We start from the raw sequence: 18,039 nt of genomic DNA, 5'->3' as shown, positions 1-18,039 counted from the left end.
AGTTAATGCATTAAGGATTATTATATAAGTTAAACTAAAGATTTTGTTCGTGGTTTGGGTAGAATCATAAGGAAGTATTTAAACACACACTCTGAGACATCAAAAATCGGTTTGAACTTATAAATACCCTGAAAAGGGATAATAAAAGGAGAGATGGTTATGAGAAAGAGATGGATGGCTATGCTTGCTGTAACTTTGTCCGTTGTGACACTTTTCACAGCATGTGGAACCAAAAGCACTGGGGGAAGTGATTCAGCAGATGGAGAAGAAGTATTTCGAGTTGGTATGGAATGTACATATGCACCTTTTAACTGGACTCAATTAGATTCTTCAAATGGTGGTGTTGCAATTGATGGAGTTTCTGAATTTGCAGGCGGCTACGATGTTGAGATTGCAAAGAAGATAGCAGATGGCCTGGGTAAGAAACTCGTTATTGTTAAAACTGATTGGGACGGACTTTTACCCGCTCTGACTTCCGGTAAGATCGATGCCATTATTGCTGGTATGTCACCTATTGCTGAGAGAAAAGAAGTAATTGATTTTACAGATAATTATTATAAGTCCAATCTGGTTATGGTAGTAAAGAAAGGAAGTGCCTATGAAAACGCAACTTCTATCAAGGATTTTTCAGGAGCAAAAGTAACTGCTCAGTTGGGTACCTTTCACTATAATGTAATCGATCAGATCGAAGGTGTTAAAAAGGAAACAGCTATGGATAACTTCCCTTCCATGAGAGTTGCTTTAGAATCTGGTATCATTGATGGTTATGTATCTGAGCGTCCGGAAGGTGTTAGTGCTTCCTCCGCGAATGAAAATTTTGTGATGGTGGAATTTACAGATGGTTTTGTCACCTCAGATGATGATACCGCAATTGCTGTTGGTGTAAAGAAAGGCAGTGACTTAACTACTAAAATAAATGAGATTCTTTCAGGAATTTCAGAAGAAGATCGAACAAGCATTATGGATAACGCTATAAAGAATCAGCCTGCTGCCAATTAATTACGGTCAGACTGCATATTTATCAGAGGAAAAACCGGGTGTGATGTCAGCAGCCGGTTTTTCTTAAGCTTTTAGAGGAAGTAGGTTGAAAGAAAATATAAGTTTGGAAAGGATGCCACATCAGGCTTCTTTCAACCTGTATTATTTGTGGCAGTATCGTAGCTAGTCTGCGGTATGCGATGGGTATAAAGATGAATTTAGAACGTATATTAGATATTTTTATGAGTTATTGGCCGATGTTCTTACGGGGAGCATGGGCTACCTTATATATATCCATTATAGGAACTGTTATAGGAACTGTTATTGGACTTTTAATAGGAGTTATAAGAACTATTCCAGTACCGGAGAGAGGAATCAAAAAGATTGTTCTAAAAATAGTGAACATTATTCTTTCCGTATATATTGCCATATTCAGAGGAACTCCCATGATCGTGCAGGCAGTGTTGATTTTTTACGGTTCTGCGGAAGCTTTGAATATTAGTATGAACAAGACAATTGCAGCTATCTTTATCGTTTCCATTAACACAGGTGCGTATATGTCTGAAATCGTCCGCGGTGGCATTATTTCCATTGATAAAGGACAGTTTGAAGCGGCACAGGCAATTGGTATGAACCACATTAAGACCATGCGTTATATTGTTCTGCCTCAGGTAATCCGTAATATACTGCCTGCTACCGGAAATGAGTTTGTTATTAATATAAAGGATACCTCAGTACTCAATGTTATCTCTGTAACCGAACTTTTCTTCATGTCAAAATCGGTTGTTAGCAATACCTTCCGTTATTATGATACCTTTTTTATTACCTGTATTATTTATTTTGTTATGACCTATTCCGTTACAAAGCTGTTGCGCTATGCCGAGAAAAAGCTGGATGGTCCGGACAATTATATACTTCTTGGCAATCAGATGCAGGTGGAGAAACCTGAAGACAAAGCTAAAAAAGCAGGAAGGTAACAGACTAACAGTTTGTTGACAGCATAGAAAGACAGCTGCATAGTAAGTGATATCATTTCGCGGCTGCCTTTGCTAAGGCTAATAAGCAGATGTGAAATTTATTAAAGCGTAAGAAGAAAGGAAATATAGGTAATTCAATGGAGAATTTAATAGAAATTCAGCATTTAAGTAAATCCTTTGGTGATCATAAAGTCTTAAAAGATATTGATTTTACAGTAAATAAAGGGGAAGTTATCTGCATAATCGGTTCATCAGGATCCGGCAAATCAACACTTCTTCGATGCGTAAATCTTTTAGAGAAGCCATCCGGTGGACAGATTATATATAATGGTGAAAACATATTGGATGACAAACATGATCTTTTTAAATATCGTACAAAACTTGGTATGGTATTCCAGCAGTTTAATTTGTTCGATAATTATAATATATTGGACAACTGTATGGTCGGTCAGCTAAAGGTCTTAAAACGAGCAAAAGATGAGGCAAAGGAAGTTGCGCTTAAATATCTGAAGACCGTAGGAATGGATCAATATATCAATGCCAAACCAAGACAATTGTCTGGAGGCCAGAAACAAAGGGTAGCAATAGCCAGAGCATTGTCTATGGAACCGGATGTTATGCTTTTCGACGAACCAACCTCTGCCCTTGATCCTGAAATGGTAGGAGAAGTGCTTAAGGTCATGAAAGAGCTGGCTGGTATGGGACTTACCATGTTAATTGTGACTCATGAAATGGGTTTTGCAAAAGATGTAGCAGACAGAGTAGTATTCATGGATCAGGGGGTAATTGCCGAAGAAGGGAAACCGGAAGATATCTTTAATAATCCCAAGCATGAAAGAACCAGAGAGTTCTTAAGCAGAGTATTGGAAAAATAAGTATTTAAACTTTTAAATAAATAATATTAGATGTTATACCACCCGGGAAAATGCCGTTATTGGACTGTTGAAACAAAGCGGTCGCATTTAGCAGCCAATTACCCGGGTTGTTTGCTGTCAGCTCAATCTCTGAGCGAAATCCCGAACTAAATTCTATGGTATCATTCATCTGGTTATATCTAGTAAAGCCATTAATGGAAATTACCTGGAAGGGATGCCCTTCCAAGTGAATCCAGCCAACTTCACCAACTTTTGAAATAAAACGCATTCTGATTTTATCGCCTTTGTTAAAGTGTATAGGAGCAGTATTGGGGTAGCATTTACCGTTCAAGGTAAAAAAGTTAGGGTTTCTTCGATACTTATTGGGCTTGTATTTGCCTGGAATAATTTTACCCAAAGGCAGTTCCGATATCTCCCATTGCTGCATTAATAATATAAAGTCCTTATCCGGAATATTATCCGGATCGATATTTTCCTCAGCAGGAAGAACAATCAAGGCACCGGTAAGACCCAGCGATGACTGAAAATCATGGGAGGAACGGTACAGGAAAGTTCCAGGTTTGTCGCAAAGAAGCTTGTAGGTATAAGAAGCTCCCGGTTCAATACTGGGACCGTACTGTTCAAAATCCGGAATGTTTTTTAACGCCCCGGCTTTTGCGTAGCCTTGTATCATTATTCCAGTAGCTTCCTCTAGATGATTTTCAAGAGTCAGAAAAAGCCATTCCCCTTGTACAATTACAATAGCAGGCCCTGGAGTTTTGCCATTATAGCCTAATGCGTCCAGGGTAACCTCAGAAAGGATTGGGTGTTCAATGGGTTCTGCTTTTAGACAGAATGATCTTGCTTTATGAGAACTCTTATAAGGGGCGATGGACATATCCGGAGTCATAAGGTGGGATTCCCAGATATAAGCAGGCCCTTTGGATTCTATTGATTGATGAACATTACTATTCATTTTATAACTCCTGAAAATCTGACTTTTAAAGAACCTTTGCTACTTCAAATAAGTTATTAACCACTAACCAGGCTCCCGGAAAATAGTTCATAATCTGCCAAACACCAGAACCGCTCAATCCGAACTCTGGAATGAGGCGATACTTCGCATTCATACTTCTGGCATCGTCAAACCATACGGCATGCTCTATACCATCCGCGGCTGTGTAATAGTAAAAAGGTGCCTGTGAGGCTTCATCAAACTGAATTGTTACATTATGCTGTACTCCTCGTTCAATAGCTTCAACGTTACTGATGGTTTCGGCCTTGGTTTCTCCTTTGACATAAGGAAGAGGCCAATCGTAAGCGTAATTAGGCATACCCATTAAGATCTTGTCAGGGTCTATAACGGAAGTACCATATGCAAGTACACGCCTGACGCTGTTTAAGGGAGCAGTTGCCATTGGAATACTGTAAGTATAGTCCCATGCAGGATATAGGTGAATAAGAAAAGGCGGATAATACTTCGTAGAATGAAAATAGGCGTGGGAATTACCCCTGCTTGAAATACTTTCCTGAAACTATTCAGAAAATCGTCTGCTATATCTGGCCATTACGATAAAGCAACAGCCCCTCCCAAACAGAAAACTACGGCTAAATTTAGTCAAAAACCACTGTTCTTCAATATTTTGTCTTGTATGGTATAACGACTCCCTCGTCGAACAACAGTTTTTTTCTTTCCGCTTATGATGGGAATAGTTAGTCTCACTTTGATATTACTTACGGTTGAGCCATGCTGATGTTATTCAAAATTTATGTTTGTAAAGCCAGTCAACATAATATTAATTTCATTTGTACTTGTACCGCTATTATATAATATCTTATCTTGTGATTTATAAAAATAATCAGGATAGTTAATATGACCATATTGCATAAATTCTTCTTCTTTTGCAGCAATTGAAATACTATAGTTTTCGTATTGATTAAGTTCGGAAAATTTAAGTGAAGAATCTTCTGCAGTAATTTGTATGGAATTTTTACTGTCTTGTGGCAAATCGTAAAACAAACTACCACAAACCACATTAGCTGTAATATTGCAACGTGCGTCGGGGAGATAGAGCTTAATGTAGTGAGCTCCCATATCTGATTTCTTTCCTGAAACCGTTGCATTCCATTCATCATTCTCTTCAATAAGTTTAACATCATAATATTGAGCATCATAATCTGCTTGTATATGATTAAACGTACCTTGCATAATCTCTACCCCACCAGCGTTAATTTCCAAAGTAATAGCAATTTCTTTATCTGTATTAAAGATAATAGATTTATTGTCAACGGGAGAAGAAGTTACTTGATTCGTTCTTGTATAAGCGCCAACTGTTGTTGCGCTGACAAGCAAGATGAGCGTTAATGCGAGAGTAAAACATACAATTTTTTTTGATTTATGCTTATATTTCATGACAGCTCCCAGCCTTTCCTTTAGTATTTTTTTATTTTCACTTAAAGTTACCGAAGCAAGGATTTCCTTATATTGCCCAACAAGTGCCATCGTTTCCAGCAGAGTATTTCCGTAATCCTGCAAATGCTGTACACCTGCTTTAGTAATAACAACTTCATCGCATGAAAATTCACATGCCTTTGTAATTTCTTTTTCCATCAAATAGATGAGGGGATTAAACCAATGTAAACAGATAGTGATTTGAACTAACCACTTATAGAACATATCACACCGTTGATAATGAGTAAGTTCGTGTAGCACAATATAATAAAAACTTTTTTCTGATATTTTAGTGCTGGGAATCACAATGCAAGGACGGAAAAAGCCGATGAGTAAGGGAGACGAAATAAGAGGGTTCACGCATAATTCACAGGGTATGTTTACTGCTATTTTATTACCAATAATGGCAACCTGATCTAAAAGTGCGACTTTAGAAACAGGTTCCATTCCAGCTCTTACATACCGGATAAAACTTCTATACACGGTTAATTTTCTTATAAATAAAATCAATGCAACACCCAGCCAAACCAACCATACATTTTCAACAAATAGCCAAAATGCTTCCTGTAATGGATGATCAACAGATATTTCATCATCTAGGAAACTGTCAACTGACTTTTCACTATTATCCAAAGGTACCAATATGTTGTCCGTGTTTTCTTTATATGAATGAGTTACTTCCCCGTAATAAGCACTTCCAATGGCTTCAAACGTTTTGTCTAAAATATTCCCATCAAGAGCAAAAGGAAACAGCAACCGAGCAATAACAATAAGCCAGATATAATACTGCCATTGCTTGCTCAATTTTTCTTTTATAAATGGTTTACAAAATAATAAAAATACAATAAGAATTGAGGCTGAAATCGATAGTGACAAAAAGATAAGAAATACGCTATTCATTCCACTTCCCTCCCTCAATAAGACTTTTCAGAGAATTATATTCATCATCTGTCAACAAATCGCTTTGAATTAAATTAGAAATAAGGCCTCTAGCATTCCCTTCATATATTTTATCTAGAAAATTTTTAGTTTGAAAGGTTTGATATTCTTTTTCGGTCACGAGCGGTGTATATTCATTCCTGCGTCCAGTCTTTTTGGCTTTAAGAAATCCCTTATCCATGAGACGTGAGAGTAGTGTTATAACAGTATTTTTTTGCCATGTTCTTTCTTTTATTTTTAGGCCGTCCATAATATGCGAAAAAAGTGTTGATTCATTATTTGCCCAAACGATTTTCATAATATCTAATTCTGCGTCAGATATAGGTTGAACCATTATGCTATCCTCCAATGTATGACAGAGTGTTATTTAATAAAAGAATAACATCATGTCATACATATGTCAAGGCAATAGTCCTCAAATGGTGATTTGATAATGATTACAGGCTTCCGTTAATAGGCAAGAAGGGCAAGTGTGCACATACTTGCATATTTTGAGAATCTTCCCTTGCGGCAAAATTTTCCTAAAGCACAACCTGTTTGCATGGTGTCACAGGAGCCTTTGATCTTTCCATACTTTGTCGGTACTGTAACAGTAGAATGTGGCTGTTATAATTGGCATTTTAGGAGTTTCCAGGCAGAAGACAGAGAAATTAAAACCAACCAAATTAAAAAGGCTGTCCTTTGTATATGGAGGAAACAGCCTTTGGGTTTAAGTATTTAGCAAAGAGCTCTGTAAGGATAGCTAAAGCAGAGGTTTAGGATACAATTCAATAATAAAATTAGCATTATTTCTCTGCCCCTTTTTATTGGGTTCAAGTTTCAAATATGAAACCTTTTCCAGAATATCCTTAAGAAGTTCATTTCTTTCTGACATAACATCCACGTTGTAATAAGCTTCGATTACATGTTCTATTTTTGGTATAAGTTCATTGTTCTGCAGTTGCCTTTTGTTCAGTACGTTAAGTTCATCGGCTAAGGTGACTTTACTTGCTTCCAGGGTGTCAATCTGTTCCATTATTTTTTTTCTGCGTTCCTGAAATACTTCAATGGTATAAACACCTTGTTCCAGGAGTTCAAAGGTTTTATCAAGTTGACGATTCAATTTTGTTATCTGGCTTGATAGTTTGATTAGAATAGTTTCTTTATCTGCAATAGATTTCTGGTAGGGATCAGCCTTTTTGTCATTCTCAATCTGGAACTTATATCTAGCCAGCCATATTTCTAAGGAACCAAGGATAACATTCTCTACCAAGTCAAGAGGAGAGGAAATATTATTACAATATGGTGTGGTACATTTAAGAGAAGAGTAGGGATTGTGTTTGTTAGGACCAAGGCGAGACATTAGCCTGCCGCATTTGGAACAATATACGATGCCGGTTAGAGGATTCTTAAGCGTAACATCTCCTTTCAAGGGAGGATTGAAACGGACCCTCATTATCTGCTGCGCTTTGTTCCAGATATCTTCATCTATAATTGCTTTGTGTAAACCTTTGACTAAGATTGGGTTATCATCTCTGTGCTCCTTAATTTTTACAGTATTATCAACCACTTGTTTAATCTGCTTTCGGTAAGACCACCGAATGAGACCAACATAAGCAGGGTTCTTTAAGATGTCTTGAATAGAAGTTTTAGCCCATTGCTTCTGATTGACAGGTTTTAATCCCATGGTGTCCAATTTCCTGGCTATTCGGGTACAACCAAGTCTGACTCTCTTTCCGTCAGGCAGTTCTTCACCATGAACATAAAAATTGTAGATCAATCGGACTACTCTGGCCTGGTCTTCATTAATCTCCAGACTATAGCCCTTATCATTTTGTAGTTTTATCCTATTATAACCGTAAGGGGCGGTAGCACCAAGAAACTTACCTTCCTTGACAGAGGCTACCCGGCCTCTCTGGATACGGCGGTTAAGGGTCTTAAATTCTCTTCGGGACATGAAAAGTCCGAATTCGAAGTATTCTTCATCAAATTCATTGGTAGGATCATAGGTCTTCAGGGGGGTGATGATTTGGGTATTGGAGTATTTAAACGATTGAGCAACAATACCCTGGTCAATGGTATCGCCCCTTGCCAGACGTTCAACCTCCATTACAAGTACCCCTTTCCACTTGCCTTGCCCGACTTCCAGCAGGAGTTGTTGCATCTGAGGTCTGGCAGCAATGGTTTCACCGGATACGATTTCCCGGTAAAATGCAGTCAATTGTATATTTTTCTTTCTAGCTAGCTCAAGAAGAGTCTTTTCATGACGAAGGAGGGTATCACCTTCCCCATGTGCTTCTGCTTCCAGATCCGCTCTTGATTTTCTTAGGTAGGCTGCGTATTCTTCCATAAGCACTCCTGATTTTTCGTTGCTATGCCTTGGCAACCAAGGCGTTTCTCAATCTCCAGCACTATCCTGGGAAATGTGGTTCTGCCTTCCACATTAAGAGTAGCATAAAAAGTAATAAGATAATACGTATTATATAAACAAATGCGGCAGACTATTCTCATTAAAATTATAAGAAACCTGTCCAATCTGACTACTATACGAGAGAAGAAAAATGGAATATGCAAAAGAATTTAGTACAAACGATAGGGCATACCATATACCAGACAGACATAGGAGGTCAGGGATGGCAGTAATAAAAGAATTAAATGTGAAAGGTGCTAAAGTATTTATCCATGATGATTACATAAGGAGTCCGGAAGAGAGTACTAAGATAATGAAGGAGTTCAATGAGAAAGCATCAAGATTCTTAGCCGCGAAGTATAGAAGACTCGTTATAGATGCTGAGAAAGATAATGAACCAGAAGCCATTAAATCAAAAGGGAAAGAATAAACTGATAGTCTGGGTTTAAAATTATGAGATATGAAAATGGGGATTATAGGAGACGCAAAAAGGCTGCAAAAAAGCAGCCTTTTGATTTGTTTCTAAGATAGTTTATTCTTATTTTTTCGAATGGAATTTTGTAGAAATAACATTAATATGAATACAATAAGAAGGCATATTAACCAAATCTCAAAACCGGGATGGTGTTGCAATCGGTACTTTTCCTCACCCGTCATACTGTCGGTAACAGTCTTCATATTTTCGGTACGTATAAAATCACCAAGAAATTGCCCGATAATAATACCTATAATATTCCCAATAGATATAGCTGCAGCCAGTAAATATTTCTTAAGAAATACAAATAAAAATACCAGCAACCAGATAAATAAGTATCCATGATTAGCAGTCCAATCAAAGAGATAATAATCTTCAAGTAAAATATGGGAGATAAAGTATAAGACTATAAAGGGAAATATCAAAATTCCACCTGTATAAACTTGTTTCACTAGATCATTTTCTATTTTCATTTATTATCCTATCCAATACTCTGTTGCAGAGATCCAAAGTGCACTGTCATTAATCAAATAGAAATTATTTGCATAATCTGACCAGCCATCTACTATTCTAATATATTTTCCACCAGTTGTATACTCCCTCCATCCGGTAGATACTATCCAATGCCAGTCTACAATACCGCTTGCCAATAAAATACCACAGGGTCTGTTATTTGATGTGGCAGTCTTGATACCGGAGAAAGTACCCACACTGCTGTATTTAAGAGTATAACCTCTGCTGCTGAAATAATCCTTAGTACCGCCGGCAATCATCATAACAGGTCCATCACCTATAATATCATGAACAGCTACAAAAGTATCACGTTTACTGTTATTCTTTTTTAGATTAGTATATCCTCTGTTCGCATAGTACAAAGCAATATTAGTTGCAGCAGTTGCACCACAGTGATTATTGGCAATATCTGAATTTTCACCAGTGGTACACCAACTGGTTCCTCCAAATGGTATGTAACCGGAAGTATAAGAACCAGAAGGCATACTATCCCAGTCAATAAAGCCATAGCTTCCTCCAAATATAGTAACTTTTTCCGTTGATACAGTTATTTGGTTCAGTACCGCTTCTCTTTGTTTTTCGTGAAGTGCCTTTACAGATTCATTGGCAATGTTCAGTTCCGGGTAATTTGTATAAAGATCATCGGCATCTTCAACAGAATTAATTCTGTAGGCTGAAGTTGTATAAACATCAACAGGGCTGTTATAGATTATACGTGATGTGGGAGAGGTATTAAGAATTTCCCGAATGAACTGGTTATCTCCATCCCCGAATTCAATCGCTGTAGGATTATCTTGATTGTTATTAATCACAGAATAGCCCTTAGGTGAAAAAGAGGTATAGAATGCAACAATATCGCCTTGTGTATTATATAATGCAACGATTTCCTTAAGAGAAGACGATTTATCCAGAATACTATCTTCCAGAATAGGAGATCTGAGAGCTGAGTTTGCAGAAATCATGATATCCAGTTTATCAAGTTCTGAAGCTGTAGATATCAGTTCTTCAGCATGTACTGCTGCTCCTGGAATAAATAAAGTAACCATCAGAATGACAATTAGTATACTTGATAATAATCTTTTGAACTTCATTAGAACCTCCTTATTTTACACTTTTATTGATTTTTCAGCATATAGCTGCAGATACGAATAATGTGAAATTAAGTAGTCAGTCGTTGGTGAATGAACTTCTCCGGAGAAGCACAATACAAGTATATTATAACAGTGACTATTGCAATGGTAAATAGACGTTTGTGTCCAATTCAAAAGTTATTGAACTGTTGATTCCATCTGGCTCTAATAAAAACCTTCTAAGACATACATAATGTCCACGGTTTTTATTTTACAATCAGTCATATATTTAATAGAAATGAAGGTTTGAGGTTTTTATGGAAATACATGTTGCACAGCAGAGAGAAACATTACTATCCTGGTGAAGTTATAGTTATCAGTTATAACCGGAAAGGAAATATTACGATACATGGTAATACCAGCCCTAATATTGATAAAAAGATTTAAGGGGTAGACCTGTCCCCAGTTCCTGAGTGGCAGGTTCCATTTCTTAGTCGCCTCAAAGGTAGATAAATATAGTGCTTTTAGAAGTGCTGTATCGCTTGGAAATACACTTCTTTGGCGATTCAGCTTTCGGTATGTAGCATTTAAACTTTTTATTGCATTTGTTGTATAAATAACTTTACGCACTTCTGTTGAAAATTTGAAAATCGGGGAAATGGCATCCCAGTTCTGTTTACGATGGTGAGTCTTTTATTTTGTTGTTTATGTATCATCTGATGGTATGAAAGAATTTCAACGAATGCAGTGTCTTCTCCAGTTCTCAACCATGATTCGTTGATATTAAATTCTCTACAAATAATCTTAAACTACTCCATAGGTTAACATTTCTTTTACCTGATTAATAAATAAATACAGGGAATCTACTTAAACCTATCTTGTTACCTAGCTCTTCCTTACTTTACCCAGTGTTTCTCTTAAGGTAATTAAATTTTTCCTTAAACCCAAATATAATAATAATCTTTAACTCTACTAAGAATTTTGGCTTTGCAGAGAATGTAAGGAGATTATAACATCATTTACAAATATAACAAATAACAACAGGAAATTAGTACAAACGATACAGCATACCATATACCAGATAGACCAGGAGGTTAAGCGAATGGCAGTGGTAATGGAATTAAATATAAGAGGTGCCAAGGTGCTTATTCATGATGATTATATAAGAAGCCCAGAAGAGAGCGCTCAAATTATGAAAGGATTCAACGAAAAGGCCTCCAAGTTCTTGGTAGCGAAGTATAGAAGATTGGCGATGGAAGCGGAGAAGGCAAAAGAGGCTGAGTCTACTGATGCGAAAGATAAGCAATAGACCGCTTATGCGGTCAGTACTGATGGACAAGATCTAAATAATTTTACATACAGGTATTCGATAATGAGCAATAAAAAACTTTAATAGCAGGAGGATATAGGAATGAAAAGTACAGGAATCGTAAGAAATTTGGATTCTTTTGGAAGGATTACCTTTCCAATCGAAACAAGAAGAACTAGGGGGATGAAAGATCGGGAGCCAGTTGAGATATTTACATAAAGAGACATGATCTGTTTAAAAGTCTATAATCTGATCATTAAATGTGCTAATTGTGATGAGACAAAGAATCTGATTGAAGATGAGGGAGATTAATTTGTCCTAAAGGCCTTGATCGTTTCATTGATATCAATGGAAAGGTTTGCCCTGGTTTAGCAAGAGTTTTAAAAGAGGCTAATGTACCTTACCTGAAGGTGGGGAAAGAATGCCAAATAATAAAATAGATGATAGTAAACCACAATTAGATTCGCGTAGGAGGTGTATATCATGAAATTAGTTTATACTGTAGAGATTGACTAAGAGATCTATAGCCTGGATGGGCTGCTTGAATCATTAGACGAAACTATAAATTTATGCGTAGATACTAATGTATTGAAAAGCCGTTTAGAATCTCCTGATGAAATATGCGAAACCGGAGACTGGGAGGATGACTAATTTTTCTATAAAAGAAAAATATTATTGTAGAATGGTCGCATGGGACTTACTAAGATAAGTTAAAAAAGGCTGCTCTGCTAAGAACAGCCAACACATTTATAGTTTTAAAGTAATTACTTAATTGATGCAATATAAGAAGTTAAGAGTGCGTTTGATTCACCTGAAACTAAGACTCTATATGTAGCATCACTTGAAGAGTTATTCGTAAATGAATATCCTAATCCATAATTTGTAGAAGCGCTGTTATAAACAACTTCAAAAGTAGAGCCTGACATTTTTAATATTGTTAGTCTTACAGTACTTGAATCGTAAAGAGAATATTGTATATGGAAAGTTTTGTATGCGGGAACAATCCAATCTCCATTACTATTAAAAATATTTAGTAATTGAGTAGAAACTCCATATGATAATGTGTACGCAGCAGGCTGATAACTGTAAACAAAAGTGCTACCATTAGAATAATCCACATATAACAGCGCAGGTGTAGATGCGGCCAACGCGGTAGTAGTTGGTGCAGTGACCAATAATACAACAAGGAATGTTAGTACTAAAATACGTTTTAAACTTTTCTTCATAAGAATAACCACCTTTCATAATATGTTTTCAACGAGTTTCTTTATTAATATTTTCTCTGATTAAAAAAAAGCATTGAGAAAACAATTAATAACATTTTTATTTACTATAATTTACATTATAGAGAAAATGTGAATATATGTAAATGGACGCATGTGTCTATTGGATAATACTGACTTATTATTTGTAACTGCTATCATTGTTGATTTACAGAGTAAGATTAACCAAGAAAGAGAAGAAAGCGGACATAAATTGTAAATTTTTTTATCCGTACATTGATAAGTTGATATTGATAGTTGGTAAGATTTGTACTATACTAAATAGGCTAAACTTTAAATACGGAGGAGTAAATGAATAGAAAAAATGTAGCTATTCTAGGAATAATAATATGTTCAATATATTTTATTGTAACCTTTGGATTAATAATAACAAGCTCACCAATATTGTTGACTGCAATGGAACTGATTACAATGGTGTCTGGTTTATTAATGATAATGTTAGTGTTAGTAATTCCATTTACCAAAACTGAGAAAATGGTAAATTATAAAATTATTGCCACTGTATTTTCGGCTGCCTGTATGATCCTTACTAATGGTACACATATGGTTAACTTAACAGTAACAGAACAATTGCTAAAAATGGGGATTGATGTTCCTTATTATTTACAAATAGGAAAATGGCCATCAGTTGAAATGGCAATTGATTATTTAGCATGGGGTTTGTTTATGGGTTTAGCTTTTCTTTTCTCGTTTTTAGGTATAGAAAAAGAAAAAATACATAAACAAATTAAAATAACACTGTGTGTAAATGGATTCTTATGTTTAGTTGGTTTTTTTGGAGCGATACTAATTAATCAAAATATATGGTATATTGCACCAATGGGGTACGGGTTAGGAACTATGTTGTTATGTTTTGAGTTGCTGATTTTAAACAAGAGAATAAAGTTGACTTAATTTTCATTTATATAACATGTATGCATAATAGTACTACCGGCTATCAACATCAGTTGGTAGTTTTTTTGTACCCAAAATTAAGAAAGAAGGTGTCGTATGAAGAAATTATTTTGTGATATATGTGAAAAGGAAATAGCACCAGGCAGCAATAGAAAAACACTGGTAGAGACAGAACAGATACTGGAACTTGCTGAAATAACAGATATCTGCAGTGATTGCCTGGATAAAGTGGAGCGGACAGCCTGGTATGATGTTATCAGGGAGAGAATAAACCGGATATCGAATTAAACAGAGGAATGGCCAGCAGGTTATCCTACTGGCCAATAATGAAAAAGTACCGAGGGGTTTAACTTATTCACAACTTAAGTATAACTGCAGAATGTGTCCTTTGTTTGATGGGATATTGAAAAGATTGTGAACAGAGAGGAGGGATATTATTGACTAAAAAAGAATTAGAGAAGTATAGAAAACTTAAATATTCATTGGAGTATAAAGTTTCTAAGCTTGCAGAAAGCTATGAAAAGGAGCCAGAGTTACAAATGGGTACCGTTAAAAAGACGTCTAAGCACTTTCCTTATCTTGATGGTCTTATGGGGGTATGGATTTATAATCCAGTACAAGCAGAGAAGAGAGATAAGTGAATCGAAGAGCTTATGAAAGATATAGATAATCTAACCAGGCAGACTGAGGCAGTAGAAGAGTTTATTGCTGGAATAAGTGATGAAGAAATACAGATGTTATTTAGCTATAGATACATAGAGGGAAGCAATCTCCACGAGATAGGTGATAAATTAAATATGGATCGGAGTACCGTTGGAAAGAAAATAGCAAATTATTTAAAACTACCCCCCTAATACCATTTCAAAGCGTTATACTAAGTATAAGTCAAAGAGCACCTTAAAGTGCCAATGACGTATTGGAACTCTGTACAAATGAGCTTCCTCCTGTAGCTGCCGGTTGTCAAAGGACGGTAGCTGAATTGACAGATATTTTTGTTTCCTGGTTTCTTTGCATCACTGTTAAAAGATGAATCAAAAACCAAGAGGAATATTAAGCCTGTTGCGGTGTCAGTTTATGTCATTGACTGTGTGCACGACAGTTTCAAATATGGGAGCAATGACATAGTTGCCGGGTTCGACTCCCGGATATTCCGTTTCTTCTTGATGGAGGCTTTTTCACAATACTTTTCCTGTAAGACACGTCTGAAAATTAGAGCGTGTTTTTTTATGGAATGCATTGAAATTACAAAATATGGGTGATATAATGTAAATAATTGGGATGAGTATATGGGAGGATGATTATGAAATTAAAGAAATTATTTGCTATGTTATTAGTTATTGTATTTACAGTATCTATGTCAACTAATTCAGCATTAGCTGCTACATACGTTGGCGCTAACTGTAATACTACTAGTTATACAAGACTTGGTGGTGTTAATAATATAAGCTCTTCTGGTGGATATGCAACTTTGGAAATATTAGCACTTAATGCAGCATTACAGTATGTAAATACGGTGTATATAAAACTTGATATGAAGAAAAGTAATGGTTCAATAACGACTATGGAATTTACAGCAACTAATGGACAAAACTTATATTTTGGAAATGATTATGTTCAATATACAGTCTATGCAAAGCTTCCTGCGGGCACATATAAAGCTAACCAAGTGAATCTTAAAAATCCTTCAGGATGCAATTTAATATATTAATTAATAAATAACTCTATCCCAATTAATAAAAGCACTCGTTAGGGTGCTTTTATTATGCAGAATCGATTCCTTAAAATAGCGAATGAAGCCGAAGAATTATTAATCTTTACAAACTTGGTAGGAGAGTTATTCAGGATCAGCGTAGAAAGATTTTAAGATGAATATAAGTACATCTGGCGAATGATCAATGAATACAAGGAGTATATTAATTTTATATATAGTTAGGAGTATAAAGATGGATTTAATATATTTCTGCTTGATTTCTTTATAAACAATTAACAACGGGTTGCTTTTCCCATTACTTGTAGCACTTACCAGCGAATATTAAAAAAATCTTTACAAACTAACATTTTAACAAGTAAGCACACTTCGGGGTACTTTTTCTAAACCTTGACAAAGTTAAGGGTTAATGAGAGTATGACAATACAGGTATTTGGATGGAGGCTTCAAAATGATTAAAGTAATACTAAAACAAATCATGGTATTATTACTTAAATTATCTTTGTTTTTTTTATTGATATTTTATTTTGTGGAAGATAGGAATGTCGCTGATACGGCATATATAACCTTTTTGTTTTTGATTATTAATTGTATTTTTACATTGATTAGCTATATGATAGAAAAGCTAAGAATCAAACATTAATGATTGAATAGATAGAAGCATCTAGCCCATAAAGCTAGGTGTTTTTGTGCTTTATCCATACCCAAAACCAACGGATAAGAGGTGAGCTTTCTTGCAGGGCACCTAAAAATCTACAAAATTACAGTATAACTCTCAAATTATAGTAATAATAGACTGTATTTTACATGGAAAAAGATGTACAATTTGGGAAATAAACCAAAGAGGAGATATAATATGAATTTACAAAAGAAACTATTGAAAGTTTTAATGTTTACCTTGTTGCTAAGTTTCACTTTTATAATGCCTAAGAGCGTTCAGGCTGCAGAGTCAGCAAGTGAAAGTAATGAAGTGACATTAGATTATACAATGGCAGTTGATGACAAATTTAATCTTTACATTAGTGAATCAGATAATGAAGCAGGTACGCTTATAACAAGTGGAAGTCTATGGCATAATGTTCTAAGCGGAAATATAAAATTATCAAGCAATAAAAAATATTATCTGCATATTGAGGCTACAGATACAGACGGCATAGCCGGATTTGCTGGAAAGTTTACTTTAAATGGATATGGATTAAAGTTTGCGAATAATAGTACGACATTGTTAAGTAACATAGATACGTTTAAGGTAAGTAAAACTGGATTCGGTAAAGGGTATACAACTCCAACTATTACTAATAGTTCATACGATGATGTAAGAGTATATAGCTTAAAACCGGCTAAGTGGATTTGGACCAAAAATGGTAATGATACCATAGGAAATAGATACTTCTCAGCAGAAATATTACCAGATAACACACAGAGTATTGTTGCATCTGCTACAGGAAGTGCTATAGGAGTTGATTTATCTTGGACATCAGTCGAAAATGCAATAAGCTATAATATCAAAAGATCAACTACACAAGGTGGACCATATACAGCAGTAGCTACTGACTTGACTACAAATAGTTATGTTGATAAAAGTGCAATTGCTGGAACAACTTATTACTACGTAATAACTGCAAAATTATCTGATACTCAAAGCATTGATTCAAATGAAGTATCAGCTTCTCCATTAAAAGCAAATAATGTATTAAAATTAGTTCTTGAAAAGAATGAAGTAAAGCAGCTTAGTGTCAGTGAAGATCTAGAAGATAACACAGAATTAATTTGGACATCATCTGATGCAACCGTAGCTACAGTCGATGCTAATGGTAAGGTTAAAGCATTAAAGCCAGGTGATACTGTTATTACTTGCACAAGTGAAGATGGAGAATACACAGATACAATAAATGTATTGGTTGTAGACTTGGATTATCAGTTAGCTGTTGATTTACTTATCGGTGAAAAATGCAGGCTGACAGTAGATGATGCGAAAGATACAGCAAAGGTAACATGGACAGTTAATGATCCTACAATTGCAACCGTAACAAGCAAAGGCAAGGTTACTGCAGTGGGTGAAGGTTTAACATTCATCACAGCTACTGATGAAGATGGTAAAGAGATTGGAAAAATCTTTATAAGAGTAAGAATTACGGAATAATGAATTGGCCCCTGACTTCGGTTAGGGGTTTTCTTTTTCATAAAATAGAGAAAGG

General features: G+C 35.6%; 19 protein-coding genes and 1 pseudogene. 11 read left to right on the top strand and 9 right to left on the bottom strand.

Translation table 11 applies throughout. From position 1 onward, the window contains the following. Positions 1 to 159: 159 nt before the first annotated feature. From R2R35_RS02765 to R2R35_RS02755, 3 genes are all read left to right on the top strand, one after another. Complete coding sequence (locus R2R35_RS02765; RefSeq protein ID WP_317732966.1) at positions 160 to 999, top strand: transporter substrate-binding domain-containing protein; 840 nt, start codon at positions 160 to 162, stop codon at positions 997 to 999. 191 nt (positions 1,000 to 1,190) lie between these two features. Continuing rightward, positions 1,191 to 1,955 (top strand): amino acid ABC transporter permease, encoded by a 765-nt coding sequence (locus R2R35_RS02760; protein ID WP_317732965.1) that lies wholly within the window; start codon positions 1,191 to 1,193, stop codon positions 1,953 to 1,955. A 137-nt stretch (positions 1,956 to 2,092) separates the two neighbouring features. Beyond that, positions 2,093 to 2,830: an amino acid ABC transporter ATP-binding protein gene (locus tag R2R35_RS02755; RefSeq protein ID WP_317732964.1), complete on the top strand. Its 738-nt coding sequence runs from the start codon at positions 2,093 to 2,095 to the stop codon at positions 2,828 to 2,830. 4 nt (positions 2,831 to 2,834) lie between these two features. Here the strand turns inward: R2R35_RS02755 and R2R35_RS02750 are convergent, their stop codons facing one another. The 5 genes from R2R35_RS02750 to R2R35_RS02730 all read right to left on the bottom strand — a co-directional run bounded on the left by R2R35_RS02750 (position 2,835) and on the right by R2R35_RS02730 (position 8,529). Then, on the bottom strand, positions 2,835 to 3,785 hold the full coding sequence (locus R2R35_RS02750; RefSeq protein ID WP_317732963.1) for a multicopper oxidase domain-containing protein: 951 nt from the start codon (positions 3,783 to 3,785) through the stop codon (positions 2,835 to 2,837). A 25-nt stretch (positions 3,786 to 3,810) separates the two neighbouring features. Next, complete coding sequence (locus tag R2R35_RS02745) at positions 3,811 to 4,227, bottom strand: glycosyl hydrolase family 18 protein (RefSeq protein ID WP_317732962.1); 417 nt, start codon at positions 4,225 to 4,227, stop codon at positions 3,811 to 3,813. 338 nt (positions 4,228 to 4,565) lie between these two features. Then, positions 4,566 to 6,161 (bottom strand): M56 family metallopeptidase, encoded by a 1,596-nt coding sequence (locus R2R35_RS02740; RefSeq protein ID WP_317732961.1) that lies wholly within the window; start codon positions 6,159 to 6,161, stop codon positions 4,566 to 4,568. Next, a complete protein-coding gene (locus tag R2R35_RS02735) occupies positions 6,154 to 6,534 on the bottom strand; it encodes a BlaI/MecI/CopY family transcriptional regulator (protein ID WP_317732960.1) in 381 nt (126 codons plus the stop codon). The genes R2R35_RS02740 and R2R35_RS02735 overlap by 8 nt, the downstream gene beginning before the upstream one ends. Before the next feature lie 408 nt (positions 6,535 to 6,942). Next, positions 6,943 to 8,529, bottom strand: coding sequence for a recombinase family protein (locus tag R2R35_RS02730; protein WP_317732959.1), 1,587 nt, complete (start codon positions 8,527 to 8,529; stop codon positions 6,943 to 6,945). Positions 8,530 to 8,740: 211 nt separating this feature from the next. Between R2R35_RS02730 and R2R35_RS02725 the strand changes: the two genes are divergently transcribed. Continuing rightward, positions 8,741 to 9,019 carry a hypothetical protein gene (locus R2R35_RS02725; RefSeq protein ID WP_317732958.1) on the top strand — a complete coding sequence of 93 codons (279 nt, stop codon included), beginning with the start codon at positions 8,741 to 8,743 and terminating at the stop codon, positions 9,017 to 9,019. Positions 9,020 to 9,111: 92 nt separating this feature from the next. Here the strand turns inward: R2R35_RS02725 and R2R35_RS02720 are convergent, their stop codons facing one another. From R2R35_RS02720 to R2R35_RS24520, 3 genes and pseudogenes are all read right to left on the bottom strand, one after another. Next, a complete protein-coding gene (locus R2R35_RS02720; protein WP_317732957.1) occupies positions 9,112 to 9,537 on the bottom strand; it encodes a hypothetical protein in 426 nt (141 codons plus the stop codon). Between the two features lie 3 nt (positions 9,538 to 9,540). Further along, the gene (locus R2R35_RS02715; RefSeq protein ID WP_317732956.1) at positions 9,541 to 10,668 is read right to left on the bottom strand and encodes a hypothetical protein; all 1,128 of its coding nucleotides are present in this window, start codon (positions 10,666 to 10,668) and stop codon (positions 9,541 to 9,543) included. A gap of 429 nt (positions 10,669 to 11,097) precedes the next feature. Next, a pseudogene (locus tag R2R35_RS24520) lies at positions 11,098 to 11,319 on the bottom strand (transposase); the annotation flags it as partial. Positions 11,320 to 11,749: 430 nt separating this feature from the next. Here R2R35_RS24520 and R2R35_RS02705 point away from each other — a divergent pair. Further along, on the top strand, positions 11,750 to 11,956 hold the full coding sequence (locus tag R2R35_RS02705; RefSeq protein ID WP_317732955.1) for a hypothetical protein: 207 nt from the start codon (positions 11,750 to 11,752) through the stop codon (positions 11,954 to 11,956). Between the two features lie 764 nt (positions 11,957 to 12,720). On the opposite strand, the gene R2R35_RS02700 is transcribed toward R2R35_RS02705, so the two are convergent. Beyond that, positions 12,721 to 13,182 carry a hypothetical protein gene (locus R2R35_RS02700; RefSeq protein WP_317732954.1) on the bottom strand — a complete coding sequence of 154 codons (462 nt, stop codon included), beginning with the start codon at positions 13,180 to 13,182 and terminating at the stop codon, positions 12,721 to 12,723. A 348-nt stretch (positions 13,183 to 13,530) separates the two neighbouring features. Between R2R35_RS02700 and R2R35_RS02695 the strand changes: the two genes are divergently transcribed. From R2R35_RS02695 to R2R35_RS02670, 6 genes are all read left to right on the top strand, one after another. Continuing rightward, on the top strand, positions 13,531 to 14,133 hold the full coding sequence (locus R2R35_RS02695) for a hypothetical protein (RefSeq protein ID WP_317732953.1): 603 nt from the start codon (positions 13,531 to 13,533) through the stop codon (positions 14,131 to 14,133). Between the two features lie 96 nt (positions 14,134 to 14,229). Beyond that, complete coding sequence (locus R2R35_RS02690; protein WP_317732952.1) at positions 14,230 to 14,421, top strand: hypothetical protein; 192 nt, start codon at positions 14,230 to 14,232, stop codon at positions 14,419 to 14,421. A 149-nt stretch (positions 14,422 to 14,570) separates the two neighbouring features. Further along, on the top strand, positions 14,571 to 14,774 hold the full coding sequence (locus R2R35_RS02685; RefSeq protein ID WP_317732951.1) for a hypothetical protein: 204 nt from the start codon (positions 14,571 to 14,573) through the stop codon (positions 14,772 to 14,774). 12 nt (positions 14,775 to 14,786) lie between these two features. Then, positions 14,787 to 14,987, top strand: coding sequence for a hypothetical protein (locus R2R35_RS02680; protein WP_317732950.1), 201 nt, complete (start codon positions 14,787 to 14,789; stop codon positions 14,985 to 14,987). A 446-nt stretch (positions 14,988 to 15,433) separates the two neighbouring features. Further along, entirely contained in the window at positions 15,434 to 15,841 is a 408-nt protein-coding gene (locus R2R35_RS02675; RefSeq protein ID WP_317732949.1) for a hypothetical protein, read from the top strand. Between the two features lie 856 nt (positions 15,842 to 16,697). Beyond that, complete coding sequence (locus tag R2R35_RS02670; protein WP_317732948.1) at positions 16,698 to 17,984, top strand: Ig-like domain-containing protein; 1,287 nt, start codon at positions 16,698 to 16,700, stop codon at positions 17,982 to 17,984. The last annotated feature ends 55 nt before the right edge of the window (positions 17,985 to 18,039 follow it).

The organism is Anaerocolumna sp. AGMB13020, assembly GCF_033100115.1.
Lineage (GTDB): Bacteria > Bacillota > Clostridia > Lachnospirales > Lachnospiraceae > Anaerocolumna.
Note: the sequence above shows the minus strand (reverse complement) of the source record. Positions and strands in the feature narration are given on the sequence as shown.